Origin of the sequence: Lentzea sp. NPDC102401, from assembly GCF_044765805.1 — a bacterium.
GTDB lineage: Bacteria > Actinomycetota > Actinomycetes > Mycobacteriales > Pseudonocardiaceae > Lentzea > Lentzea sokolovensis.
In genome coordinates, this window is sequence record NZ_JBIWKS010000013.1 from 230,317 (window position 1) to 254,556 (window position 24,240).

The 24,240-nt window shown below is 69.6% G+C and carries 24 protein-coding genes; 4 read left to right on the plus strand and 20 right to left on the minus strand.

What is annotated here, in order from left to right:
- Positions 1 to 80: 80 nt before the first annotated feature.
- Positions 81 to 1,586, plus strand: a complete 1,506-nt coding sequence (locus tag ACIRG5_RS37135) for an alkaline phosphatase D family protein (RefSeq protein ID WP_402913843.1) — start codon at positions 81 to 83, stop codon at positions 1,584 to 1,586.
- A 137-nt stretch (positions 1,587 to 1,723) separates the two neighbouring features.
- Entirely contained in the window at positions 1,724 to 3,247 is a 1,524-nt protein-coding gene (locus ACIRG5_RS37140) for an alkaline phosphatase D family protein (RefSeq protein ID WP_402913846.1), read from the plus strand.
- On the opposite strand, the gene tsaD is transcribed toward ACIRG5_RS37140, so the two are convergent.
- From tsaD to tsaB, 3 genes are read right to left on the minus strand one after another with little or no spacing between them, the layout of a single operon-like run.
- Positions 3,244 to 4,299, minus strand: coding sequence for a tRNA (adenosine(37)-N6)-threonylcarbamoyltransferase complex transferase subunit TsaD (gene tsaD / locus ACIRG5_RS37145; RefSeq protein ID WP_319974954.1), 1,056 nt, complete (start codon positions 4,297 to 4,299; stop codon positions 3,244 to 3,246). The genes ACIRG5_RS37140 and tsaD overlap by 4 nt on opposite strands.
- Complete coding sequence (gene rimI, locus ACIRG5_RS37150; protein ID WP_319974953.1) at positions 4,292 to 4,750, minus strand: ribosomal protein S18-alanine N-acetyltransferase; 459 nt, start codon at positions 4,748 to 4,750, stop codon at positions 4,292 to 4,294. The genes tsaD and rimI overlap by 8 nt, the downstream gene beginning before the upstream one ends.
- Positions 4,747 to 5,427 carry a tRNA (adenosine(37)-N6)-threonylcarbamoyltransferase complex dimerization subunit type 1 TsaB gene (tsaB, locus tag ACIRG5_RS37155; protein WP_360048298.1) on the minus strand — a complete coding sequence of 227 codons (681 nt, stop codon included), beginning with the start codon at positions 5,425 to 5,427 and terminating at the stop codon, positions 4,747 to 4,749. Before tsaB ends, rimI begins: the two co-directional genes overlap by 4 nt.
- A gap of 74 nt (positions 5,428 to 5,501) precedes the next feature.
- Here tsaB and ACIRG5_RS37160 point away from each other — a divergent pair, with 74 nt between their 5' ends.
- Positions 5,502 to 6,851 carry an acyl-CoA synthetase gene (locus tag ACIRG5_RS37160; RefSeq protein ID WP_402913850.1) on the plus strand — a complete coding sequence of 450 codons (1,350 nt, stop codon included), beginning with the start codon at positions 5,502 to 5,504 and terminating at the stop codon, positions 6,849 to 6,851.
- A 63-nt stretch (positions 6,852 to 6,914) separates the two neighbouring features.
- On the opposite strand, the gene ACIRG5_RS37165 is transcribed toward ACIRG5_RS37160, so the two are convergent.
- The 6 genes from ACIRG5_RS37165 to glmS form a co-directional block, all read right to left on the minus strand.
- Positions 6,915 to 7,256, minus strand: coding sequence for a hypothetical protein (locus ACIRG5_RS37165; RefSeq protein WP_319974950.1), 342 nt, complete (start codon positions 7,254 to 7,256; stop codon positions 6,915 to 6,917).
- A 62-nt stretch (positions 7,257 to 7,318) separates the two neighbouring features.
- The gene (gene tsaE / locus ACIRG5_RS37170; RefSeq protein WP_319974949.1) at positions 7,319 to 7,780 is read right to left on the minus strand and encodes a tRNA (adenosine(37)-N6)-threonylcarbamoyltransferase complex ATPase subunit type 1 TsaE; all 462 of its coding nucleotides are present in this window, start codon (positions 7,778 to 7,780) and stop codon (positions 7,319 to 7,321) included.
- A complete protein-coding gene (locus ACIRG5_RS37175; RefSeq protein WP_402913855.1) occupies positions 7,777 to 8,874 on the minus strand; it encodes an alpha/beta fold hydrolase in 1,098 nt (365 codons plus the stop codon). Before ACIRG5_RS37175 ends, tsaE begins: the two co-directional genes overlap by 4 nt.
- Positions 8,871 to 9,956: an alanine racemase gene (gene alr, locus ACIRG5_RS37180; protein WP_402913858.1), complete on the minus strand. Its 1,086-nt coding sequence runs from the start codon at positions 9,954 to 9,956 to the stop codon at positions 8,871 to 8,873. The genes ACIRG5_RS37175 and alr overlap by 4 nt, the downstream gene beginning before the upstream one ends.
- A 50-nt stretch (positions 9,957 to 10,006) precedes the next feature.
- Positions 10,007 to 11,389 (minus strand): NAD(P)H-hydrate dehydratase, encoded by a 1,383-nt coding sequence (locus ACIRG5_RS37185; RefSeq protein WP_402913860.1) that lies wholly within the window; start codon positions 11,387 to 11,389, stop codon positions 10,007 to 10,009.
- Between the two features lie 26 nt (positions 11,390 to 11,415).
- Positions 11,416 to 13,275, minus strand: a complete 1,860-nt coding sequence (glmS, locus tag ACIRG5_RS37190; RefSeq protein WP_402913862.1) for a glutamine--fructose-6-phosphate transaminase (isomerizing) — start codon at positions 13,273 to 13,275, stop codon at positions 11,416 to 11,418.
- Between the two features lie 134 nt (positions 13,276 to 13,409).
- Here glmS and ACIRG5_RS37195 point away from each other — a divergent pair, with 134 nt between their 5' ends.
- Positions 13,410 to 14,237: a dienelactone hydrolase family protein gene (locus ACIRG5_RS37195; RefSeq protein WP_402913864.1), complete on the plus strand. Its 828-nt coding sequence runs from the start codon at positions 13,410 to 13,412 to the stop codon at positions 14,235 to 14,237.
- A 39-nt stretch (positions 14,238 to 14,276) separates the two neighbouring features.
- Here ACIRG5_RS37195 and ACIRG5_RS37200 read toward each other — a convergent pair whose 3' ends face one another.
- The 11 genes from ACIRG5_RS37200 to ACIRG5_RS37250 all read right to left on the minus strand — a co-directional run bounded on the left by ACIRG5_RS37200 (position 14,277) and on the right by ACIRG5_RS37250 (position 24,080).
- Positions 14,277 to 14,717 (minus strand): hypothetical protein, encoded by a 441-nt coding sequence (locus ACIRG5_RS37200; RefSeq protein ID WP_402913866.1) that lies wholly within the window; start codon positions 14,715 to 14,717, stop codon positions 14,277 to 14,279.
- The gene (locus ACIRG5_RS37205; protein WP_402913869.1) at positions 14,708 to 17,425 is read right to left on the minus strand and encodes a hypothetical protein; all 2,718 of its coding nucleotides are present in this window, start codon (positions 17,423 to 17,425) and stop codon (positions 14,708 to 14,710) included. Before ACIRG5_RS37205 ends, ACIRG5_RS37200 begins: the two co-directional genes overlap by 10 nt.
- A gap of 6 nt (positions 17,426 to 17,431) precedes the next feature.
- On the minus strand, positions 17,432 to 17,725 hold the full coding sequence (locus ACIRG5_RS37210) for a hypothetical protein (RefSeq protein WP_093591261.1): 294 nt from the start codon (positions 17,723 to 17,725) through the stop codon (positions 17,432 to 17,434).
- A 170-nt stretch (positions 17,726 to 17,895) separates the two neighbouring features.
- The gene (locus tag ACIRG5_RS37215; protein ID WP_402913872.1) at positions 17,896 to 18,171 is read right to left on the minus strand and encodes a hypothetical protein; all 276 of its coding nucleotides are present in this window, start codon (positions 18,169 to 18,171) and stop codon (positions 17,896 to 17,898) included.
- A gap of 26 nt (positions 18,172 to 18,197) precedes the next feature.
- Positions 18,198 to 19,532, minus strand: coding sequence for a phosphoglucosamine mutase (gene glmM, locus ACIRG5_RS37220; RefSeq protein ID WP_319974940.1), 1,335 nt, complete (start codon positions 19,530 to 19,532; stop codon positions 18,198 to 18,200).
- Positions 19,533 to 19,742: 210 nt separating this feature from the next.
- Complete coding sequence (gene rpsI, locus ACIRG5_RS37225) at positions 19,743 to 20,330, minus strand: 30S ribosomal protein S9 (protein WP_319974939.1); 588 nt, start codon at positions 20,328 to 20,330, stop codon at positions 19,743 to 19,745.
- Positions 20,331 to 20,356: 26 nt separating this feature from the next.
- Positions 20,357 to 20,800 carry a 50S ribosomal protein L13 gene (rplM, locus tag ACIRG5_RS37230; RefSeq protein ID WP_030478339.1) on the minus strand — a complete coding sequence of 148 codons (444 nt, stop codon included), beginning with the start codon at positions 20,798 to 20,800 and terminating at the stop codon, positions 20,357 to 20,359.
- Between the two features lie 257 nt (positions 20,801 to 21,057).
- On the minus strand, positions 21,058 to 21,345 hold the full coding sequence (locus tag ACIRG5_RS37235) for a WXG100 family type VII secretion target (RefSeq protein ID WP_402913877.1): 288 nt from the start codon (positions 21,343 to 21,345) through the stop codon (positions 21,058 to 21,060).
- 67 nt (positions 21,346 to 21,412) lie between these two features.
- Positions 21,413 to 21,718 (minus strand): WXG100 family type VII secretion target, encoded by a 306-nt coding sequence (locus ACIRG5_RS37240; protein WP_402913879.1) that lies wholly within the window; start codon positions 21,716 to 21,718, stop codon positions 21,413 to 21,415.
- Positions 21,719 to 21,865: 147 nt separating this feature from the next.
- Positions 21,866 to 22,252 (minus strand): hypothetical protein, encoded by a 387-nt coding sequence (locus tag ACIRG5_RS37245; protein WP_402913882.1) that lies wholly within the window; start codon positions 22,250 to 22,252, stop codon positions 21,866 to 21,868.
- 25 nt (positions 22,253 to 22,277) lie between these two features.
- On the minus strand, positions 22,278 to 24,080 hold the full coding sequence (locus ACIRG5_RS37250) for a type VII secretion-associated protein (RefSeq protein ID WP_402913885.1): 1,803 nt from the start codon (positions 24,078 to 24,080) through the stop codon (positions 22,278 to 22,280).
- Positions 24,081 to 24,240 lie beyond the last annotated feature (160 nt).

The window sequence follows — 24,240 nt, forward strand, 5'->3', positions numbered from 1 at the left end:
ATTGGCACTCTACCCATGAGAGTGCCAAGCCTTCAACGAGACCCCCGAACCGATCACCATCCGGGAACCGTATTCAGGGCATGTCCACGTTGACGCGCCGAACGCTGCTGCTCGCAGCCGTGGCAGGAGTCACAGCGTTCTCGGTCGCCGCATCGGCTCGGCCGGGCGACCCTTTCACACTCGGTGTGGCCTCGGGCGACCCGGCACCCGACGGAGTGGTTCTGTGGACGCGACTGGCCGTCGACCCCCTCGCGGAGGACGGCCTGGGAGGCATGCCGGGCCGTCCGATCGAGGTCCAGTGGCAGGTCGCCGACGACGAACGATTCACCCGAATTGTTCAGCGCGGCTCCACCACGGCTCGACCCGAGGAGGCGCACAGCGTCCACGTGGAGCTCGCCGGGCTGGAGCCCGGCCGCGAGTACTTCTATCGCTTCAAGGCCCTCAACCACCTCTCGCGGACGGGCCGTACGCGCACGACACCGCCTCCTGGCGCGTTGCAAGTACCGCTGACGATGGCCTTCGCGTCGTGCGCGCAGTACGAGCACGGCTACTTCACGGCCTACCGCAGGCTCGCGGAGGACGAGCCCGACCTGGTGCTGCATCTCGGCGACTACACCTACGAGTACGAGAGCGGCATCCACGTCGCCCCGAGCGGCAACGTCCGCCACGTCGAGGGCCCGACCACGACGACCCTCGCCGGCTACCGGCGGCGGCAGGCGCAGTACAAGACCGATCCCGACCTGCAGGCCGCGCACGCCGTGGCGCCGTGGGCGGTCATCTGGGACGACCACGAGGTCGACAACAACTGGGCGGGGCTGCAGCCGGACAAGCCGCAGCCGGACTTCCCAGCGCGGCGGGCCGCGGCCATCCAGGCCTACTACGAGAACATGCCTTTGCGCAGGTCATCAAGGCTGTACCGGCGGATCGACTGGGGCTCGCTCGCGACGTTCCACATGCTCGACACCCGCCAGTACCGGACCGACCAGGCCTGCGGCGACGGGCTGCAGCTCTGCCCCGAACGGCTGGAGCCGGAACGCACGATGCTCGGCGCCGCGCAGGAGGAGTGGCTGTTCGACGGCTTCCGCGGCTCGCGGGCGCGCTGGGACGTGCTCGGTCAGCAGGTGTTCTTCTCGCAGTACGACTACATCCCCGGCGAGGTCGACAAGTTCCTGCTCGACGCGTGGGACGGCTACGTCGCCGACCGGGACCGGGTCGTGGCGGCGCTCGCGGACGTGCGGAACCCGATCGTGCTGACCGGGGACGTGCACGCGGCGTGGGGTGCGGAGGTCAAACAGCGGTGGGACGACCCGTCGTCGAAGACCTTGGCGACCGAGCTCGTGACCACGTCGATCACGGCCGGTGGCGACGGGTCGGAGGAGTACGCCGAGACACCGCTGTGGCTGCGTGAGAACCCGCACGTGAAGTACTTCAACAACCGGCGCGGGTACACGTTGTCGCGGTTCACGCCCGATGAGCTGCGCACGGACTTCCGCGGGCTGGACTACGTGACGCGGCCTGGCTCGCCTGTCCGCACCAGGGCGTCGTTCGCGGTGGAGGATCGAAGGCCTGGGCTTCACCAGGTCTAGCGCAGCTGACCTGGTGAAGCCCAGGACTGGTGAAGTCCAGGGCTTCCCCGCCTCTCGGAAGTGTCACAGTCCAGGGCTTCACGAGCTTTAAGGGAAGCGTTCACCTGGTATCCACCCTGGTGCGTGAAGGTCTGACCATGACTCGAGTGACGCGACGCGCACTCCTCATCGGGGGACTTGCGCTCACCACCGTCGGCGCGGGGTCGGCAAAGCTCATCGACCCGTTCACTCTCGGCGTCGCTTCCGGCGACCCGACCTTCGACAGCGTGGTCCTGTGGACCCGCCTGGCACCCACCCCTCTCGCGGAGGACGGAGCGGGCGGCATGCCGTCCCGCGTCGTCGAGGTGCAGTGGGAGATCGCACTGGACGAGCGGTTCCGGCTCGTCGTCCGTCGCGGCAAGGCCTACGCACGGCCTGAGGAAGGCCACAGCGTGCACGTGGACGTTCGTGGGCTTCTGCCTGGCCGCGAGTACTTCTACCGCTTCTCCGCGGAGGGGCACATTTCGAGGACCGGCCGTACTCGCACGGCGTTGGCACCGTGGGCGTTGGGCAGCGGGCTCACGATGGCGTTCGCCTCCTGCTCGCAGTTCGAGCACGGCTACTTCACCGCCTACCGGCGCCTGGCCGAGGACCAGCCCGACCTGGTGCTGCACCTCGGCGACTACCAGTACGAGTACACGAAGGGCGCGTACGTGGCGCCGGGCGGCAACCCGCGCGACCACGAGGGACCGGAGACGGAGACGCTGGCCAACTACCGGCAGCGGCACGCGCAGTACAAGACCGACCTCGACCTGCAGGAAGCGCACGCCGTGGCGCCGTGGGCGGTCGTGTGGGACGACCACGAGGTCGACAACAACTGGGCGGACGAGGTCTACGAGAAGCCCCAGATCCCGCAACCGAACTTCCTGGCGCGGCGGGCGGCGGCGTTCCAGGCCTACTACGAGAACATGCCGATCAGGTCCAAGCCTTCCGGGATCGACCTGCAGCTCTACCGGCGCCTTCAGTGGGGTGGGCTCGCGAACTTCCACCTGCTCGACACCCGGCAGTACCGCGACGACCAGGCGTGCGGTGACGGAGTGAAGGCATGTGCGGAGCGGTTGGAGCCGACGCGCACGATTACTGGTGCCGCGCAAGAGAAGTGGCTGCTGGACGGACTGAGGCGCTCGCACGCGCGTTGGGACGTGTTGGGGCAGCAGGTGTTCTTCTCGCAACTCGACTTCACGCCCGGTGCCGGCGAGACCAACAACATGGACGCGTGGGACGGCTACGCCGCGAACCGCGACCGTGTGGCCGCCGGGTTCTCCCACACACGCAACACCGTCGTACTCACCGGTGACGTGCACGCGGCGTGGGCGGCCGAGGTCAAGGAACGCTGGAACGACCCGACTTCGCGCACGGTCGCGACGGAGCTGGTGTCGACGTCGATCACGTCCGGCGGTGACGGTTCCGAGACCCGTGCGGAGACTCCGGCGATGCTGGCCGAGAACCCCCACGTGAAGTACTTCAACAACCGGCGCGGGTACGTGCGGACCCGCATCACCGCGCGTGAGGTGCGGGCGGACTTCCGCGGGCTCGACTACGTGTCGAAGCCCGGAGCTCCGGTGACCACGAAGGCGTCGTTCGTGATCGAGGACCGGAACCCCGGGCTTCAGAACGTCTAGAAGATCTGGACCGTGCTGACCGGAAGGCCCGGTGTGGTCGAGATGTCCATCGGGGACGGCTTGGCGCCCGCCGCGACGAGGTGGGCGCCGAGCGCCGCGATCATCGCACCGTTGTCGGTGCACAGCCGTGGCCTCGGCACGCGCAGTTCGATGCCCGCTTCGGCGCAGCGTTCGGCGGCGAGCCCGCTCAGGCGCGAGTTCGCCGCGACGCCGCCGGAGATCACCAGCGTGCCGACGTCCAGGTCCTTCGCCGCACGGATCGCCTTGGCGGTCAGCACGTCCGCGACGGCCTCCTGGAACGACGCGGCGACGTCGGCCAGCGGGATCTCCTCACCGGCCCGCTCGGCGCGTTCGACCCAGCGGGCGACCGAGGTCTTCAGGCCGGAGAACGAGAAGTCGTACTTCGCGTCGCGCGGGCCGGTGAGGCCGCGCGGGAACGCGATCGCGCATCCGTTGCCCTGCTTGGCGAGCTTGTCGATGGGCGGGCCGCCGGGGTACGGCAGGTCGAGCAGCCGCGCGACCTTGTCGTACGCCTCACCCGCCGCGTCGTCCACGGTGGACCCGATCTCGGTGATCGAGTTCGCCAGGCCGCCCTCGATCAGCAGCAGCTGCGAGTGGCCGCCGGAGACCAGCAGCGCGAGGCAGCGCTGCGGCAACGGGCCGTGCTGCAACGTGTCCGCGGCGACGTGGCCCGCGAGGTGGTTCACGCCGTAGAGCGGCTTGCCGAGCGCGGCCGCGTACGCCTTCGCTGCGGACACGCCGACCAGCAGCGCGCCGGCGAGACCCGGTCCGGCGGTGACGGCGATGGAGTGGATCTGGGAGAGCTCGACCTTCGCGGTGTCGAGTGCCCGGCGCAGGGTCGGGACCAGCGCTTCGAGGTGGGCGCGCGAGGCGACCTCCGGCACGACGCCGCCGAAGCGGGCGTGCTCCTCGACGCTGGAGGCGACCTCGTCGGCGAGCAGTTCGAGCGAGCCGTCCGGACCGAGGCGGACGATGCCGAAGCCCGTCTCGTCGCACGAGCTCTCGATGCCCAGAATCAAACGATCAGACACTTTGAGCAGGCCTTCCCATCGTGTACGCGTCGGCACCCGACGGCTGGTAGTAGCGGCGGCGCAGGCCGAGTTGGTCGAAGCCGTGCGCCTTGTACATCGCGATCGCCGGCTCGTTGTCCGTGCGGACTTCGAGGTAGACCGGCACGTTGATCTCGTCGACACGGGCCAGCAGGTCCTTCAGCAGCGTCTTGCCGACGCCCCTGCCCTGCCAGTGCCCGATGACGGCGATCGTGTGCACGCTGGCCTCGTACTGGCTGACGGCGAGCCCGGCGTACCCGATCAACTCGGCGTCGGCGTACGCGCCGATGTAGTAGTTGCCGTTGTCGAGCTCGCTGTGGAACGCGTTCTCGCTCCACGGGTCGTCGCCGGGGAACAACGCCAGCTCGATCTCGTGGCACCTGGGCACGTCGGCGTGCCGCAGAGGCGCGAGCGTGACGGTGCCGGTGGTCATGCCCTGGTCACCCGCTTGCGCCCGGTGGGCTCGACGGCGTCGGGACGGCGCAGGTAGAGCGGGGTGAGCGCGGCAGGGCGGGCCTTGGCGAGCACCTCGGCGGCCGCGGCGGCGACCAGACCCTCCGGACTCGGGTGCTTGGCTTGGAGCAGCTCCAAGCCGAGGATCTCGGCGTAGATCTCGGCGCCCTCACCGGTCGCCTGGCGCACGCCCAGGGCGGGCAGCTTCTCGGCGAGGTCCTGCGGGCGCTCGACGTGCGGGCCGTCCGTGCGGCGACCGGCGGCGTCGTAGGCGGCCCAGTAGACCTCCTTGCGCCGCGCGTCCGTCGCGACGAGCAGCGGGTGGCCGCTGGCGGCGTCCTTGGCGATGGCGTCCGGGGTGGCGACCGGGTAGACCGGGCGGTTGAGCGCCTGGCCGAGCGCGGCGGCGGTGGCGAGACCGACCCGCAGGCCGGTGAAGGGTCCGGGACCCGCGCCCACGACGATGGCGTCGAGATCGGCGAACGTCTTCCCCGCCTCCGCGAGCGCGGCGCTGATGTGCGGGGTGAGCAGCTCGCCGTGCGCCTTGGCGTTGAGCGTCACCCGCTTCGCGAGCAGGCGCGGCGGGGAGTCTGGCGCGAGTTCGACCACACCGGCGGTGACTGCGGGGGTGGCCGTGTCGACGGCGAGCACTAGCACGATTGTCCAGAGTAGTACGTGTGGCAGACCACACTTCCGATGCGTCCTCAAGGGATGGGTACGACCCTGGATCCATGTTCGCTGAACCGAGTGACCGCGAGGCCCTGCGCTTCGGTGAGAAGGCCCTGACCTACGCCGAGCTGCATCAGGCCGCGGGCGCTCTGGCGGAACGGTTGAAAGGCCACACACGCGTAGCCGTCTGGGCGACGTCCACTCTCGAAACCTGCGTGTCCGTGGTCGCCGGACTCCAAGCGGGCGTGGCGATCGTGCCGCTCAACCCCAAGCTCGGCGAACGCGAGCTGGAGCACATCCTCGGCGACAGCTCGCCCGACCTGGTGCTGCGCGACGAACCGATCGTGTTCGGCACACCAGGCACGTTCGACGAGCCGGGTCCGGAGACTCCCGCGCTGGTCATCTACACCTCGGGCACGACCGGGCCGCCCAAGGGCGTCGTGCTGCCCCGCCGGTCGCTGACCTCGAACATCGACGCGCTGGCCAAGGCCTGGCAGTGGACGAGCGACGACGTGCTGGTGCACGGACTGCCGTTGTTCCACGTGCACGGCCTGGGCATCGGCATCCTCGGCCCGCTGCGGCTCGGCGGTGCGGTGCGGCACGTGAAGTTCTCGCCGGAGGCCATCGGCCACGAGTTCGCGACCGGCGCCACGATGATGTTCGGTGTCCCGACGATGTACCACCGGATCGCGGAGGCCGCGGAGAACGACACCACCTTGGCCGATCAGTTCCGCACGGCTCGGCTGCTGGTCTCCGGAAGTGCCGCGCTTCCGGCGAGCGACCACGAGCGGATCGCGAAGGCCACCGGGCAGGGGATCGTCGAGCGGTACGGGATGAGCGAGACGCTGATGAACGTCAGCGTGCGGTTCGACGGTGATCGCCGGCCTGGCGCGGTCGGGCTGCCGGTGGACGGCGTCGACGTCCAGGTGGTGGACGAGCAGGGCGACGGCGTGGACGACGGCGCGATCGGCGAGATCGAGGTGCGCGGGCCGAACCTGTTCCTGGAGTACCTCAACCGTCCGGACGCGACCGAAAAGGCGTTCCGGGACGGATGGTTCAGGACCGGCGACATGGCGGTGCGCGATCCCGACGGCTACATCCGCATCGTCGGGCGGCGGGCCACCGACCTGATCAAGAGTGGCGGCTACAAGATCGGCGCGGGCGAGATCGAGAACGTCCTGCTGGAGCATCCGTCGGTGGCCGAGGTGGCGGTGACGGGCGAGCCGGACGACGACCTGGGCGAGCGGATCGTGGCGTGGGTGGTTCCAGCGGGCGAAGCGCCGGAACCATCAGCCCTCAGCGATCACGTCGCGAAGTTGTTGTCGCCGCACAAGAGGCCGCGAGTGGTGCGCTATCTGCAGGCCCTGCCGCGCAACGAGATGGGCAAGGTCCTCAAACGAGAGTTGTCCTGAAAGGACTGTCGTGGGGATGGCCGACGGGCTCGTCCGGCCATCCCCACGACGTTCCGGGGGCTGTCAGCCAGCCGAGTTGCCGTTGCAGGCGACGTAGGACGGCGAGTGGTCGACCGTGAAGACCTCGAGCGGGCCGTTCCACTGCCACGGCGCGACACACGCGTTGTTCAGCACGCTGATGTCGGAGCCACCGGCGGCGTGGTTGTCGTTGCACGCGGCGTAACCCGGGGCGTGGCCCTCGTGCAGCAGCGAGATCGGGCCGTTCCACTGCCACGGCGCGGCACAGAGGTTGTCGGCAACGCTGATGCCACCGTGGCGGTCGTGCTCACCGGCGGAGGCGGGAGCAGCGGCCGCGAGCAGCGCGCCACCGATGACTGCGGTTGCGAAGAGCGTCTTCTTGATCATGCGATCTCATCGACCCGTCCCGCTCTGTCCTTAATGGACATCACCCCATGCGTCAGAAAACGTCACACGGGCAGGGGACGTGAGCTCCACTCGCCGTGCGGGATCAGCTGAGCTGTGCGAACGTCGTCGGTTCCGCGTTCGAGCCGGATCAGCAGATGATCTTCGTTCAGGCGTTCCGCGACACCCTCGCCCCACTCGACGGCGACCACGGCGTCGACCAGGTCCGTGTCCAGGTCGAGATCGTCCAGCTCGTCCAGGTGACCCCCGAGCCGGTACGCGTCGACGTGCACCAGTCGCACGCCACGCCCGTCCTCGGCAGGCTCGTGCACGCGGGCGACGACGAACGTCGGCGAGGACACCCGGCCCTGCACGCCGAGGCCACGTGCGAGGCCGCGCACCAGCGCCGTCTTCCCCGCTCCCAACGGCCCGGCGAGCAGCAGCAGGTCGCCCGCCCGCACCACTTCACCCAGCTTGCGGCCGAACTCCTCGGTGTCCTCCACCAGGGGCAGTTCGACGGTCTTCACGCTCGGCGCCACCACTTCTTCCGACTCTCTCCGCGATCGGTCGCGCAGCGTTCGACGAGCGCGACCAGGTGGTCGTTGACGAGATCAGCCTGCTCCATCATCACCATGTGCCCGGCACCGGGGGCCCGCACGAGAGTGGCGTGCGGCATCTCCTCCGCCATCCGCTCGGCGTGCGAGAACGGTGTGAGCTTGTCCGCGTCACCGCTCAGGATCAGCACCTCGCAGTGCCGCAACCCGGCGAGGGCCTTGTAGCGGTCGTGCGTGCCGAGGGTCTCCAGGAAGTCGGTGAGCACCTTCACCGTGGTCCCGTTGATCATCTTCTCCATCAGGTCCACCAGGGACGGCGCGACCTTGCGGTCACCGAACGCCAGCGCGCGGATTCCGCTCCACGTCAGGGTTTTCGTGCCCTTGCGGACCCACTCGACGAGTCCGGGCTGCATGCCCGCGAGCCGGCCGACGCCCATCGTCACCGGGTTGTACCGCGACAGCACGGACTTCGGCAGCCCCGCACCGCCCACGGCTCCGGCGGCCGTGCCGATCAACGCGACGCCGCGCACCCGTTCCTCGAAGAGCTCCGGCTGCTTCTCGGCCAGCGCCATGATCGTCATGCCGCCCATGGAGTGGCCGACGAGAACCAGCGGACCTTCGGGCACGACCGCGCGGATCACCGAGTCGAGGTCGAGCGCGAGCTGGTCGATCGTGCTGTTCTCGACGGAGGACTTCCCGGAACGGCCGTGGCTGCGCTGGTCGTAGAGCACCTGGTGGACGCGCGGGTCGAGCAGTTCGGCCAGATCGCGGCGCTGGAAGTGGAAGCAGCGGCGGTCCAGCGCGAACCCGTGCACCAGCACGACGGTGATGTCCGGCTCGCCGCCGTCCGCCGGGTCGACCTCCTCGACGGAGATCGGCACGCCGTCCTCGGCGGCGACCGTCGACTCGCGATCGGGCCTCAGTTGCCCCAGCGGTTCGTCAGCGAGGCTGTCGGACGCGGTCTTGCGCTCGTGCGAGACCTTCGCGGTCTGTGCCACGGCCGCACCGGCGACGACGGCGCCGACCGCGCCACCGACCCATCCGACGACCTTCCACACCGGCTTCACGTGTAGATCCTCCGCACCCTGGGCCGGTACATCCCGCAGACGATCTCGTAGTCGATCGTCCCGGTCAGCTCCGCCCACTCCGTCGCCGTCGGCTCCCCCCGGCTCCCGTCGCCGAACAGGACGACCTCGGCACCCTCCGCGATCTCGTCGTCCCCGCAGTCCACGACGATCTGGTCCATGCAGACACGGCCGACCACCGGGCGGCGTCTCCCGTCCAGGAGCACCTCCATCCGGCCGGAGAGCGCCCTCGGGACACCGTCCGCATACCCCGCCGGCACCAGTGCCAGCGTCGTGTCCGTCCGCGCTGTCCATGTCATCCCGTAGGAGACCGACTCACCTGCGGGGATACGTTTCGTGAGAGCCACGTGCGACCGGTAGCTCATGACCGGCCTGAGGTCGTGCTCGGTCGGCACCGGGTTGAGCCCGTACATGGCGATGCCGGGCCTGACGATGTCGAAGTGCAGATCGGGCCTGGTCAGCAAGGCCGCGGAGTTCGCGATGTGCCGCTTCGGGGTCAGGCCGAAGCTCTTCGCCACCTCGTAGGCGTCGTCGAACCTCTTGGCCTGCAGGTCGATGGACGGGTCGCCGATCACGTCCGCGGACGCGAGGTGCGACCAGACGGCCACCACCTGATGCCTGCGCGCGGCCTCGACCAGCTCGGGCCAGTCGCGCGGCTGGCAGCCGTTGCGGCTCAGACCGGTGTCGATCTTGAGGTGGATCCGCGGCCGGGCATCGGCCTCCTCGGCGGCGGCCTCGACCCGGCGCAGGTCCGAGATCGACGCCACGGACATGTCGACGTCGGCCGCGAGACCGGCGGCGAGGTCCTCGTCCGGTGCGTCGAGCCAGGCCAGGATCGGGGCCCGGATGCCCGCTGTGCGCAGGGCGAGGGCTTCCTGCGTCGAACAGGAACCGAGCCAGGTCGCGCCGGCTTCCAGTGCCGTGCGGGCGACCTCCACCGCGCCGTGGCCGTAGCCGTCCGCCTTGACGACGGCCATCGTCTCCGCACCGGGAGCGAGGCCGGCGAGCAACGCGACGTTGTGCCGCAGCGCACCGAGGTCGACTACCACTTCTGAACGGGCCATAACCTGTTCATCGTGCCATGACTTCGCAGGCCACAAGTGTGAGCGAGCGCTCAGGACCGGCGAAGTGCCCTGATGGCGTCGGGAATGGCCGACATGAGGCCCGACGCGGGCACCGGCGCCCCGTCCGCGCCCAGTTCGGCGGCCAGGACGTGCAGGTGGGCCCCGTAGCCCGCGGCCAGGAACGGATCCAGGCCACTCGCCAGCAGCGCGCCGATGATGCCCGACAGGACGTCGCCCGATCCGGCCGTCGCGGGCCAGGACGACGTCGCCGAGTTGACCAGCGCCCGTCCGTCCGGCGCCGCCACAACGGTCCGGTGTCCTTTCAGCAGCACCACGGCGTTGAACCGCTGAGCGGCCTTGCGGGCCGCCGCGACGCGATCCGGGCCGACCGGACCGGCCAGGCGTTCGAACTCGCGGTCGTGCGGGGTGAGCACGAGAGCGGCGTCGGGATCGCGGGCGTCCCAGAGCGACGGGGTCGAGGCGAGCAGCGTGATGGCGTCCGCGTCGGCGATCACCGGCACCCCGGCGTCCAGCACGAACCTCACGACCTCGGCGGACGAACTGCCGGTGCCCATGCCGGGGCCGACGACCCAGGCCTGGACGCGGCCGGCGTCGGTGGTCGAGCCGGTGCAGATCGTCTCCGGCCAGCGGGCGCGGATGGCGTCGGCGGCCGGACCGGCGTAGCGGACCATGCCGGACGTCGCGAGCACGGCCGCGCCGGTGGAAAGCACTGCGGCGCCTGGATAAGTGGCACTGCCGGCCGCCACTCCCGTGACGCCCTGGGTGTACTTGTCGTCGGACGGGCCCGGCACCGGCCAGGCGATGTCCTCGCGGTCCAGCAGCACGAAGTCGGGATCCACCGGCCGCAGTCCGATGTCGACCAGGTGCACCTCACCGCAGTCGGCCAGCGCGTGCACCGGCTTCAGGCAGCCGAACGTGACGGTGGTGTGCGCTTGGACGTGCGGTCCGGAGATCTCGCCGGTGTCCGGGTCGATGCCGGACGGCAGGTCCACGGCCAGGATCGGCGCCGTGACCGCGTCGACGAGCACTGCTGCCCGAGGGCGCAGCGAACCACGCGCGGAGAGGCCGACGATGCCGTCGACGACCAGGTCCGGAGTGCCGACCTCGTCGACGATCCGGCCGCCTGCCCGACGGAAGGCCCGAAGACCCTCGGCATGAGCTTTGGCCGGGTCGAGCAACACCGCCGACACCGCGACTCCCCTGCGGCGCAGGAAGTAACCGGCCCACAGGGCGTCGCCGCCGTTGTTGCCCGCACCCACGAGCAACGTGACGCGGCGACGTCCGGAAAGCAGCCTGAGGGCGTGGGTGGCCACACCGAACGCGGCCTTGCGCATCAACGAGCCCGGCGGGACCACCGCCATGAGCTCCTCTTCAGCGGACTTGACGCGTTCGGTGTGCCAGACGCTCCGCATCTCTCCCCTTGCCCTCCGGGGTCAACTCACTCGACGGTAACGGACTTCGCCAGGTTGCGAGGCTTGTCCACGTCGTAGCCGCGGGCGGACGCGATCTCAGCCGCGAGGATCTGCAGCGGCACCGTCGAGATGAGCGGCTGCAGCAGCGTCGGCACGGCCGGGATCTCGATCAGGTGGTCGGCGAACGGGCGCACGGTCTCGTCGCCCTCCTCCGCGATCACGATCGTGCGGGCGCCACGGGCCTGGATCTCGCTGATGTTCGACACCAGCTTCGAGTGCAGGACGGCACGGCCCTTCGGCGACGGCATGACCACGACGACCGGGAGACCCTCCTCGATCAACGCGATCGGGCCGTGCTTGAGCTCGCCCGCCGCGAAGCCCTCGGCGTGCATGTAGGCGAGCTCCTTGAGCTTGAGCGCGCCTTCCAGGGCCACCGGGTAGCCGACGTGGCGGCCGAGGAACAGCACCGCCTTCGAGTCGGCGAGATCCCGGCCCAGGGCACGGACCTGGTCGGCCGTCGCGAGGACGCGCCGCACGGCCTCGGGCATGGCCTCCAGCTCGTGGAACTCGCGGGCGACCTCGTCCGGGTACTTGGTGCCGCGGGCCTGCGCCAGGGCCAGGCCCACCAGGTAGTTCGCGGCGATCTGGGCGAGGAACGCCTTCGTCGACGCGACACCGATCTCCGGACCGGCGTGCGTGTAGAGGACGGCGTCGGACTCACGCGGGATCTGCGCGCCGTTGGTGTTGCAAACGGCCAGAACACGAGCCTTCTGCTCACGGGCGTGGCGCACGGCCTCGAGCGTGTCCGCGGTCTCGCCGGACTGCGACACGGCGACGACGAGCGTGTCGCGGTCGAGCACCGGGTCGCGGTAGCGGAACTCGGAGGCCAGCTCGACCTCGACGGGCAGGCGGGTCCAGTGCTCGATCGCGTACTTCGCGACGAGACCCGAGTGGTAGGCCGAACCACACGCGATGACGAAGACCTTGTCGACGTCGCGCAGGTCCTGGTCGGAGAGGCGCTGCTCGTCGAGGACGATCCGGCCGTTCGCGAAGTGGCCGCGCAGCGTGTTCGCCAGCGCCTCCGGCTGCTCCTCGATCTCCTTGAGCATGAAGTACTCGTGGCCGCCCTTCTCGGCGGCGCTGAGGTCCCAGTTGACCGTGAACGGCTTGGCCTGCGCGACCTCGCCGTCGAAATCGGTGACCTCGTAGCCGGAGCGGGTCAGCACGACCATCTGGTCCTGGCCCAGCTCGACGGCTTCCTTGGTGTGCGCGATGAACGCGGCGACGTCGCTGGCGACGAAGTACTCGTTGTCGCCGACGCCCACGACCAGCGGCGAGTTGCGGCGCGCGGCGACGACCTGGTCGGGCTCGTCGGCGTGCGTGATCACGAGCGTGAACGCGCCCTCGAGCCGGCGCGCGATCTTGCGCACGCTGGCAGGCAGGTCACCCTTCGTGTCGCCCTCGGCGTAGGCGAACGCCACGAGGTGCGCGACCGTCTCGCTGTCGGTGTCGGACGCCATCTCGACGCCGAGACCTTCGATCTCGGCGCGCAGCGCGAGGAAGTTCTCGATGATGCCGTTGTGCACCACGGCGACGCGGCCGGTGGCGTCGCGGTGCGGGTGCGAGTTCTTGTCGATCGGCGCGCCGTGCGTCGCCCACCGGGTGTGGCCCATGCCGACGGTGCCCACGAAGTTGTCGCGGCCCACCTCGTCGAGCCTCGTCTCCAGGTTCTGCAGCCGTCCGGCCTTGCGTTCGACGGCGAGGTCGTCGCCTGTCACGACCGCGACGCCCGCCGAGTCGTAACCCCGGTACTCGAGGCGCCTCAGCCCGTCCAGCACGACGTCGAGAGCCGACTGGTGACCCACGTATCCCACGATTCCGCACACGGAAAACAGACTAGCTAGACCACGCCGCTAACCCTAATGAGTGAGGGGGCTCTGTTTGCGCAGGTCACAAGCCCATATGGTGTAGACCAATCTCAGGTGTGGTGCGCGCGACAGGATCGACTACGGTTCACGGCATGGCTCGCCGCGTGATCACGCTGACCGCGAAACAGGCCCTTGAGCAGCTCAGCAGGCCTGGCCCGCACCCCGTGCTGCGCGGCGACCTCGCGCTCGTCGGCCTCCCTGGCGTGATCTTCACGCCCCAGTCCGGCCTCGGTCTGCCCGCCCTCGCGTTCGGACACGGCTGGATGCAGCCCGTACGCCGCTACCACGGCCTTTTGCGGCACTTGGCGTCGTGGGGCGTGGTCGCCGCGGCACCGGCCGTGGAGCGCGGCCCGCTGCTGTCGTCGCGGGTGCTGGCGGCGAACCTGCTGACCACTTTGGACATCTGCACCGGCGTGCGGCTCGGCACCGGGGAGATCAGCGTCGACCCGTCGCGGCTGGCCATCGCCGGGCACTCGATGGGCGGCGGCGCGGCGGTGCTGGCGGCGTCGGGGTCAGACCGCATCAGGGCCGTTGTGACTTTGGCCGCAACGGAGACGCGGCCCTCCGCTCTGGACGCGGCACGGGAGGTGCGCGCGCCCGGACTGCACCTCGCGGCTGGTGAGGACCGCATCGCACCGCCCGTCGGCCACGCCGAGGCGATCGCCCAGGCCTGGGGCGGTCCCGTGCAACTGCGGCTGCTGCCCAAGGCCTCGCACCTCGGGTTCACCGAGGGCAGGCACTGGAGCGAGCTCATGCTCGACGGCAGCGGCGAGCGGGGAGCGCAGAAGCTCGGGCGCGCGTTCGTGACGGCGTTCCTGCTGCGCGTGCTGACCGGCGACCGGACGTACGACGACCTGCTCGACACCGACCTGAAGTCCGCGAACCTCGTCTTCCAGCGGGAAGCCCTGCTCCGCCGCTGACGACATCGCCCTGTTTTCCGCACGCGGGGGGAAGTCCGGTCAGCTGAGCCAGGTCTGGCCGCTCAGGTCGTCATCGTCGTCCACCGGCGCCGGGCGGCGCGGGCGGGCGGGAGGAGGCGGCGCGACCGGAGGCGGAGCGACGGGCTGGGGCACGGGCGGCGGAGTGAACCCCTGCGGGGTGTAGCCGCCGTCGTCGTCCTCCGGCCCGAACGCCAGCTCACCCGCGCCGCGCTCGGGACGCTCCCACTGCGGCTTGCGCGGTTGCTGCTTCTCGCCCTGCTTGACGATGTTCTCGGCGCTCTGCTGAGCGGCCGCGACGTCCTGCTTGTGCTTTTCCTCGCGAGCCGCGATGTCGGCGGCCACCTTGTCCTGGCTCGCCTTGAGCTCCGCCGAGACCTCCGCCGTGGCACGGCGGGTCTTGGCGATGTTCTCGTCGAACAACGCCTGAACGCGCGGGTCCACTTCTCCGATCATCGCCATGGGTTGGCGGCCTCTCCTCGGTCTTCACCCAGCGTGGTCTGCATGGCGCTCAACGGGTTGCTGTTGTCGTCGTCGAACAACGTGCCCGTGGTGCGCCACTGGCTGGCTCCGCGCTCGGTGTCGCCGCCCTGCTGACCACCGGCTCCGGCACCGCCGCCCATCATGCCGCCGCCACCCATCATGCCGCCGGAGGCAGCACCGCTCGGCGCCTGGCCCTGGGCGTCCTGCAGGGACGGCAGGTTCGCGGAACCCGCCTGGCCCGCCTCGGAGGGGTTCGTGTTGAACGAGCCGCCGCTGCTGTCGCTCGAGTTCGGGCTGCTCCACGCGCTGTCGGCGTTCGAGCCGCCGAGCACGGACTCGCCGCTGCCCGCGCCGCCGGTGAACGAGACACCGGACGTCGACGTGCTGTCGGAGGCCTGGGCGAACTGCGGGGCGCTCTCCGCGGAGATCCTGGGCTCGCCGACGTTCGGCATGATGCCGTTGTCCTCGATGTAGCTGCGGCCCATCGACTCCTGGAAGCGCTCCGCCACGTTCGGCGCGGTCTCCCCCGGCGGGCTCCAGACCTGGTCGCCCGCGGGTGCGGGCATCGTCTGGAAGCCGGACTCGGCGGGCATCGTCTGGAAGTCCGCCTCGGCGGGCAGCGTCCTGACCACGTCCTCGACGGGCTGCGGGAAGTCGGACTCCGGCGTGCGCAGGCCGTCCTCGAGCCTGCCGCCGTCGGAGCCGCCCCCGCCGGGACCGGACTCGGAGCCCGGCGTCTGCGCGGCCGGGTTCTCGTCCTCGCCGAAGCCCACACCGATCTTGTCGGGCGTGCCGTCGCCGTTGTCCGCGGTCAGGTTGATCTCGCCCGTCTTGGTGTCGACCTCGGCGGTGAAGTTGACGCCGTCCTGCTCGATGTGGATCTTGCCGTCCGCGCCGACCTCGACCGGGATCGGGTTCGACTCCGAACCCAGCGGGCCCGTGGTCGGGGCAGCGCCGCCACCAGGCGCCGGCGTGCCACCCGCGGCAGGCGTCTGCGCGCCTGGCGTCTGGGCACCCGCGGTCTGGTTCGAGGCGGTGAGTTGGTTGGCCATGTTGGTGATGGCCTGCGTGCCGTTCTGCCCCATCAGGGCCTTGGCTGCCTCGGGGTTCTTGCTGAAGTCCAGGTCGTAGGTCTTCGGCTCGCCCTTGGGCGTGTCGATCGTCATCTTCACGTGCCCGTTCGAGTCGGGCTCCGTGACCTTGATCGTGTTGTCGCCCGCCGTGACCGTGACGGTCTCGAGCTCTTCCTCCGGCTTGGGCTGATCCGGCTTGCCGTCGCCGTCGAGGTCGTCGGGCTTGCCGTCGCCGTCGGTGTCGCCGGGGACGTCGGGCTTGCCGTCGCCGTCCTTGTCGAGTGGGTTCTCCGGCTTCGGCATCTCCGGAGCGCCGCCGCCACCGCCGCTCGGGCTGCCGCCACCGCCGCCACCGTTCGGGCTGCCGCCGCCACCGCCGCCGTTGTCGACGTTCTTGCGGCCGCCGCCCTGATCGGAGAACGCCGGGGGGTCGCCGATCGGGCCGAACGTGTCCTTGAACGCGTTCTTCAAGCCCGTGAACATGGCCTTGTAGTCGGCGTCGACACCGGCCTGCACGGCCTGGCAGTAGCCGTCGAACGCCTTCTTCTTGCCGTCGAACTCGTCGCAGAGCGCCTTCAGCTTCTGCTTGGCCTCGTTGATGATGGATTCCCGCCGGCCCTTGACCCAGGAATCCCAGCCGAGGCCCGCGAGAACGCCCGACAGGATGCCGCCGGTGAGAGCGCCCACGACACCGCCGACGACCCAACCGGGCAGGCCGGAGAGTCCGTCGAGGATGCCCGCGTCGTTCTCGAAGATGTCGCCGTTCGCCTGACGGATCGCGGTCTCGGCCTCCTCGACCGTCAGACCGCCGCACTTCTCCGAGTACTGGTCGTGGATCTGCTGCGCGAAGTCCTTGACGTGCTTCTGAATGTTCGTCACGCCGGCGGTGATCGCGCCGGGAGCCGTGCCCGCCTGCTGCACGAACGTCTTCGAGGCGCCGGCGAACTTGGTCCGGTACTCGCCCGCGGCCTTCGCGGCGGAGCCCTCCCAGGAACCGAGCCCGTTCCAGGCGGAGCCCAGCGCGTTGTCGTGCGCCTCCGCCTTCTTCACGTTCTCGGTGAGCTTGTGGGCGTCTTCGCGGAACTTCGCGAAGTCGATGTCGCGAACCTCGTCGTACTGCCGGTAGATGTCGTTCTGCAGGTTCGGCGCGGCACCACCGTGACCGCACGCCTGCGCGGCCTTCGGGTAGATCGGGATGAACTTCTCGAAGAACCTGAGACCGGGGGCGCCGGCGTCGAGCAGCGTGTTGCTGTTCGGAACGTCACCCTGCTCGTTCAGGACCTTCTGGGTGGAGCCGAGCTCGCGCTCCACCTTGGCCTGGTCGACGAGCTTGTCGGCGTCGCCGCCCTTCTTCTCCCACTGGGCGCGGTCGACCTCCTTGCCGGCGACCACCCCCATGCTCAGGCCGGCGGTGGGAACGGCCAACGCCGCGCCGAGCAGGTAGCTGCCGACGCCGGGATCGCTCGGAACATCGACACCGTTGGCCTTCGCATACCGCTCGACGTCCTCGTCCGAGGCGCCGGCACCGGCGAGCGCGGGTACGAGTTGCTTCTTGGTCTCCGGCGTGACGTTCGGGTCGTCGAGGAGCTTCTTGATCTCGGTCTGATCCGCCACGACTCGTTACCCCTTGAACTGGCTCGAGGTCTGCGCCTCGTTCGACTCGTACGTCTTGGCGACGTCCTTCAGGCGAGTGGCGATGCCGGTCGCCTCCTTGCCGAACTTCTCCAAGTCCTGGCCGAAGAGGTCGAAGCAGGCCTTGTACTCGGCGGCGACGCCCTGGAACTTGCGGCCGACCTGCCCGGCTCCCACACCCGGCACGGCCGCGGCCTTCATCTGGATCAGGGCTGATCCCTCTGCCTCGTACGTCCCCGCAGCCTTGGTCAAATCGCCGGACTGAACGCCGAACCCGGACATCTGCTCGCCTCCCCTAGTCCCCGATCTGACGCAATTCGGCCTCATCGGGTTCCGCCATACAGTGCCAGCTCGGATCACGCGGTGACCGGAGCTCCAGGATGTCGGTTGCCTTAGTAAACAGCCATTCGGCGCAAGACGCCGATGATCACCACTGAACGGGTGGCGCCTGGTCACCAGCCGCCGGGCGCGGGCGGCTGCGTGCCGGGCGGGGGCTGCTGCGGGTACCCGTGGGACGGGTACGGCTGCTGCTGGGGGAATCCTTGCCGGGGAGGGGCCTGCTGCGGAAATCCCTGCGGGTACTGCTGCCCGTACGGCTGCTGCGGATGACCATGACCGGGCGGGAACGGGGGCTGGGCGACGGATTTGCGCTTCGACGTCGTGACGACGGCGATGATGACCGCTGTCACACCTCCCAGGAACACCAGGAGTACGAGCAACATCAACATGGTCATTCCCCAGCCCCCATCTGTCCTCAGTGCACCGAGGAAACCACACCCGCGAGGCGCTGCGCGGCCGACTCGGCCTGTTCGTGGCTCGTGGCCTCGACCATCACCCGCACGAGCTGCTCGGTGCCGGACGGGCGCAGCAGCACGCGGCCGGTGTCGCCGAGCTCTGCCTCGACGGCGGCGACGGCCTCGCTGACCGTGGACGCCTTGGCGACGGCCGCCTTGTCGGTGACCTTCACGTTGATCAGGACCTGCGGCAGGCGGCGCATCACCGAGGCGAGGTCGGCGAGCGACTTGCCGGTCTCGGCCATGCGGGCCATCAGGCGCAGTGCGGTGAGCAGGCCGTCGCCGGTGGTGGCGTGCGCGGGCAGCACGACGTGGCCCGACTGCTCGCCACCGAGCGAGAAGCCGCCGGCCTTGAGGTCCTGCAGCACGTAGCGGTCGCCGACGGCGGTGGTGCGCAGCCGGATCTTGGACTCGCGCATGGCGATGTGCAGGCCGAGATTGCTCATCACGGTGGCGACGAGCGTGTCCTCGAACAGCTCACCCGCGTCGCGCATGGCGAGCGCGAGGACCGCGAGGATCTGGTCGCCGTCGATCGGCTCGCCCTGTGCGTCCACGGCGAGGCAGCGGTCGGCGTCACCGTCGTGCGCGATGCCGAGGTCGGCACCGTGCTCGCGGACCGCGGCGGCCACGACGTCGATGTGGGTGGAACCACAGCCGGCGTTGATGTTGAGGCCGTCCGGGTTCGCGTTGATCGCGATCACCTCGGCCCCCGCGCGGCGGTAGGCGTCCGGTGCGGCCACCGACGCGGCACCGTTCGCGCAGTCCACCACGACCTTGAGGCCGTCCAGGCGGTGCGGTGTGACCTTGAGCAGGTGCTCGACGTACTGGGTCTCGGCGTCGGGAACATCACGCACCCGGCCGATGGCGGCACCGGTCGGCCGGTCGAAACCGGCGCCCATGTGCTGCTCGATCTCGTCCTCGACCGAGTCGGGCAGCTTGTGACCACCGGCGGCGAAGAGCTTGATCCCGTTGTCCGGCATCGCGTTGTGCGACGCGGAGATCATCACGCCGATGTCGGCGCCGAGGGCTGCGACCAGGTACGCGACTGCGGGCGTGGGCAGGGCGCCGACGCGCAGCACGTCCGCGCCGGCCGAGGTGAGGCCCGCGGTGACGGCGGCGTCGAGCATCTCGCTGCTCGCCCTGGGGTCGCGGCCGACGACGGCGATGGGGCGGTGGGTGCGATCGTGCTCGGCGAGCACCCGCGCCGCCGCGGAAGCGACGGACATCGCGAGTTCAGGGGTGAGATCGGCGTTGGCGAGACCGCGTACACCGTCGGTGCCGAACAGGCGGGCCATGAATCCTCCGAATTGGACACTGCGGGGCGGCGGGGACTGACCCGGAAAACCCGGAAACCCTTGAAAACACTGCGGGAGCAGCAGTTCGTAGTGAACTGCTGCTCCCGCAGGTACAGCTGTGACGCACTCGGGGTGCGGGGTGTCCCCGCAGTCACCGGGTTCGAGCAGTGGTCTGACGAAGCAGACACAACTCGCCCAGCGACTGACCCGTCAGCGCTTGGAGTACTGAGGCGCCTTGCGGGCCTTCTTCAGACCGTACTTCTTGCGCTCCTTGACCCGCGGGTCACGGGTGAGGAAGCCGGCCTTCTTCAGGACCGGGCGGTCCTCGGCGTCGATGGCGATCAGCGCACGCGCGATGGCGAGACGCAGCGCACCGGCCTGGCCGGTGATGCCGCCGCCGTGCAGGTTGCCGATCACGTCGAAGGTCTCGGGCTTCTCCGTGGTGACGAGCGGCTCCCTGATGAGCTGCTGGTGCACCTTGTTCGGGAAGTAGGCCTCGAGGGTCTTGCCGTTCAGCGTGAACTTGCCGGTGCCGGGCACGAGGCGGACGCGGACGACGGCCTCCTTGCGGCGGCCGACGGTCTGCGCGAGGTGCGCGGCGCCGTTCAGCGAGGGCGCGACCACCGGCGCGGAGGTCTCCTCGACCTCTGCGTCGTCGGCGTCAGCCTCGACGGCCTCGGCCTCAACGGCCTCGGGAGCCTCTTCGGCCTCAGGAGCGTCGACGACCTCGGCCTCGACAACCTCGGCCTCGACCTCGGGGGTCTCGACCTCAGGGGTCTCGTTCTCAGGGGTGGTCACAGGAACTTCCTCGGTGTACTCGTCGCTCACTGGGCGATCTTCTTGATCTCGAAGGCCTGCGGCTGCTGCGCCTCGTGCGGGTGGCTCGCGCCTGCGTAGACCTTGAGCTTGTTCGCGATCTGACGGCCAAGGCGGTTCTTGGGCAGCATGCCCTTGATCGCCTTCTCCACCAGGCGGTCCGGACGCGTGTCCAGGACCTCGCCGAAGGACTGCTTGCGCAGACCACCGGGGAAGCCGGAGTGGCGGTACTGGAACGCCTGGTCGCGCTTCGCACCGGTCAGAGCGACCTTGTCAGCGTTGATGATGACAACGAAGTCACCGGTGTCAACGTGGGGTGCGTAAGTCGGCTTGTGCTTGCCGCGCAGCAGCGTCGCGGCCTGGGTGGCGAGCCGGCCGAGCACCACGTCCTGGGCGTCGATCACATGCCAGGTGCGGGTCACCTCACCGGGCTTCGGGCTGTACGTGCGCACGGATCTACCTCGTCGTCACTTGCGTCTGGGGTCACTGCGGCGGTTGCCCCAGACCGATCTTGGACGAACCAAGCGGTGGTTCCGAGACAGGCGCGACACATAGGGGTGCCAGCTACCGCACAACAACGTCAGAAGATACCGGATGGGTGGCTCGGGGACCAAAACGGCCCCTCCGAAGCCACCTCACCATGGACATACGCGAGCCCCGGACCACGTGGTTCCGGGGCTCGCGAGAGTTTCTTGCAGACCGCGGCGATTTACCAGCGCGCGGCGTTCTGGCGCTCGGACGTCTCGTAGGCCTCGCCGGCCTGCTGCACGGCGGTACCGATGGCGGCGAGCACGGCCTGCAGGTCCGCGGCGGCCTTGTCCCACTTGTCCTGCGCTGCCTGGTACTGCGCGGCGGCGTCACCCTCGTAGCCGGCGAGCGTGCTCGACACCTTCGAGCGCAGGTCGTCCAGCTGCTGGTCGACGCTCTTGGCGGAGCTGCTGATCTGCGAAGCGGCGTTCGCCACCTCGGCGAACGTAACCTGAATCTGACCGCTCATTGCTATCTCCCCTGGGATGTCTTAGAAGTCTGGAAACGCGAGAAGCGACTGACGAACGAAAGCGAGATCAGCTGAGCCGGTTGGTGATGCTGGTCATGCTCGACTGCTGCTCTTCCTCGTTGCGGGCGTAGACGTCCGCGGAGCTGGAGATCTGCTCGGCGATGGCCATCAGCGCCTCCTGCACCTTCGACGCGTCGTCGTGGAAGCGCGCCATCAGGTTGTTGAACGCGGTGGCCGCGTTGCCCTTCCAGCTGCCGGCCAGCGTGTCGACGGTGCTGCTCACCTGACGGAGCGTGCCCTGCGTCTGGTCGTTGACGTCGGCGATGTGCTTCGCCAGGGCGTCGAGCTCTTCAGAAGTAACGGTCAATGCCATTGGGAGATGCCCCCTTCAGAGAACTTCAAGTCGTACTTCTTGGTTCGTACGCCTCTTCCGACGAGGACCCTGCCACGTCGGTTCCGCCCTGTCGCGATTTCTTTCGAAGTAGTTGCGCTAGTAAACGGCTCCGGGTGAAACCAGGCGTCAGTAGAGGATTCGCGACTGCGAAAAGTCCTCGTCATCGTCACTCACACGGGGAAGCTGGCCACTCGGACCGGCGACGGCGGCAGAACCGAGAGTCACGGGTTCCGTCTCAACTGGAGCGGGCGCGGCGAGTTCGGCGGCGTCCGGAACCTGCTCGACGGCCAGACCCCGATCCGCGCGGAAGCCCGCGGCGCTCTCCCGGACCTCGGCGGAGGTGGCCTGAGCGCCGGGCTCGACCTTGCGCTCACGCGCCCGCGCGGCGAGGTCACGCGTGCGTTCCCGCAGCTTGGCATTGCGTTCACCGACCTCACCCGACGCGCGCCGGGCACGGGTGACCGCGGCTCCTACCTCGGCGCGGAACCGGGCGAGGACCTCGGTGGCGGACATCGGCGACTCCCTGAAGTTGCGACTGTCACTTGATGACGAGCGTGCTGACGATCCGCTCGCAGGCGGTGCGGACCTGGGCCCTGGTGGCCTCCGTCGCCTGGCAGCCCACGCTCACCTGGACGTCGCCGGCGAACTGGATGTACCACTCGACCCCGGTCGCTTCGACCACTTCGCGATAGTGAACAACAGACTTGCCCGCGAATGTCGTGTTGTCGACGAAGTCGGCGACCTCGTCTCCATTCTCCTTGCGTTGCTGATACAGGCCCTTCAACTCACTCAACGCGCGAACTCGGTCCTGGTCGCTGTTGTAGGTGAGAGTTTGCTCCTGCACAGCAATTCGAGCTTCCGGTTGTTTGCTATCGGAATTCTTGCGCTCAATCGGTTGCAAAAGCACCTGCCGATCACCGGCCGCGCCGCCGGTCTGCTCCCACCCGTCCGGCCGGGTGAAGCTGTAGTCGTAGACGGCGATCTGATCGCCAGGCGGAGTCGGCTGCTGCGGCGGCTTGCGGTTCAGCCAGAGGTAGCCACCGGCACCGGCCGCCGCGAGGACTATCACGACACCGATCGTGATGAACAGCGGCGCTCTGCTCTTCTTCCGCGGCGGCGACGGCGAGGCCGTGGCGAACGACACGGGGAACTGTCCTGGAGGCGGGGGCGTGATCCGGCGAGTGATCTTGCGGGTGGTGTCGTCGCCGACCCGCAGGTTGTGAGTCACCTCACCCGACGGGCCCTTCGGTTGCTGGGCGACACCGCCGGTCCGTTCCGGATCGAGGCTGACCGCCCGCAGCGCGCCGCGGGCCACCACCGTCTCCGGCTGGTCGATGCTCGTCGGCACCACGCGGATCTGGTCGTGCACCAGGCGCGCGACGAGAGGGATCCGGCTCGACCCGCCGACCAGGAAGACCCCGGCGAGCTGCTGTGGCCGCAGACCGGCGTCGCGGACGGTGGCGGCGGCCAGCGCGGCCGCCCGGCTCAGCGGCGCGGTGATCAGCTGCTCCAGGTCCGACCGCGTCACGTGCGCGTCGGGGAACGGCTGCGGCATCGGCACGTCGGTGTAAGCGTGCCGGGACAGCGTCTCCTTGGCACCCCGCACGTCCTGGCGCAGCACCCGCCGCTTGCGCCGGTCGGCCATCTCGCGGCCCTCGACGAGCTGCCGCCACGCCTCGGGGTCCTTGGCGGCGACCAGCCCGCCGACGTGTTCGAGCAACGCCTGGTCGATGTCGGCGCCACCGAAGCTCGGGTCGCCCTTGGCGGACAGCACCCGGAAGCTCTTGCCCGCACGTGCCACCACGCTGGCGTCGACCGTGCCGCCGCCGAGGTCGAGCACGGCGAGGGCGGCACCGTCCGGAATGGAGTGGCTCGCGGAGTGGAAGACGGCGGCGGCGACCGGTTCGGGCACCAGTACGAGTTCGCGACCGAGTCCGCGCGCCGCCTGCAGCAGGACGCGGGTGCGGACCGTGCCCCAGTCCGCGGGGTGGGTGAGGACGAGAAGGTCGACAGGCGCTCCGCCACCAACGCGCCGTGCTTCCCCTACGGCTCGGGACAGCACCGCGCGCACAACGTCCACAACGGGCAGCACGGTGCTGCCGAGCAGCAACTCCCCCTCGTCGACGCGGCGCTTCGGGTGCGGCTCGTAGCGGGCGGGGTCGACCGCGGCCTGGCGCTCGGCCTCCTGACCGACGAACAACGTCCCGTCGGCGGCGGCGAACACGGCGGACGGCACCAGCGGCTGGCCGTCGAACACGACGACCTGCGGCTCCCGGCCGTGCGCTGAGATCGCGACGCAGGTGCTCGACGTGCCGAAGTCGACCGCGACGTGCAGGCTCATGCACCTTCCCCTCTTCCGGGCACATGCTTACCCGATGCGACTGCCTCGGACGACACGGATGGCGAAGTCGGTCATTCAGGACCAGCTCGAGTTCGTCGGGCCGGACCTCGCCAGGGAGCGGGTCGCGGTCCGCACTCCTCTGCCACTTCGACGGCGTTCT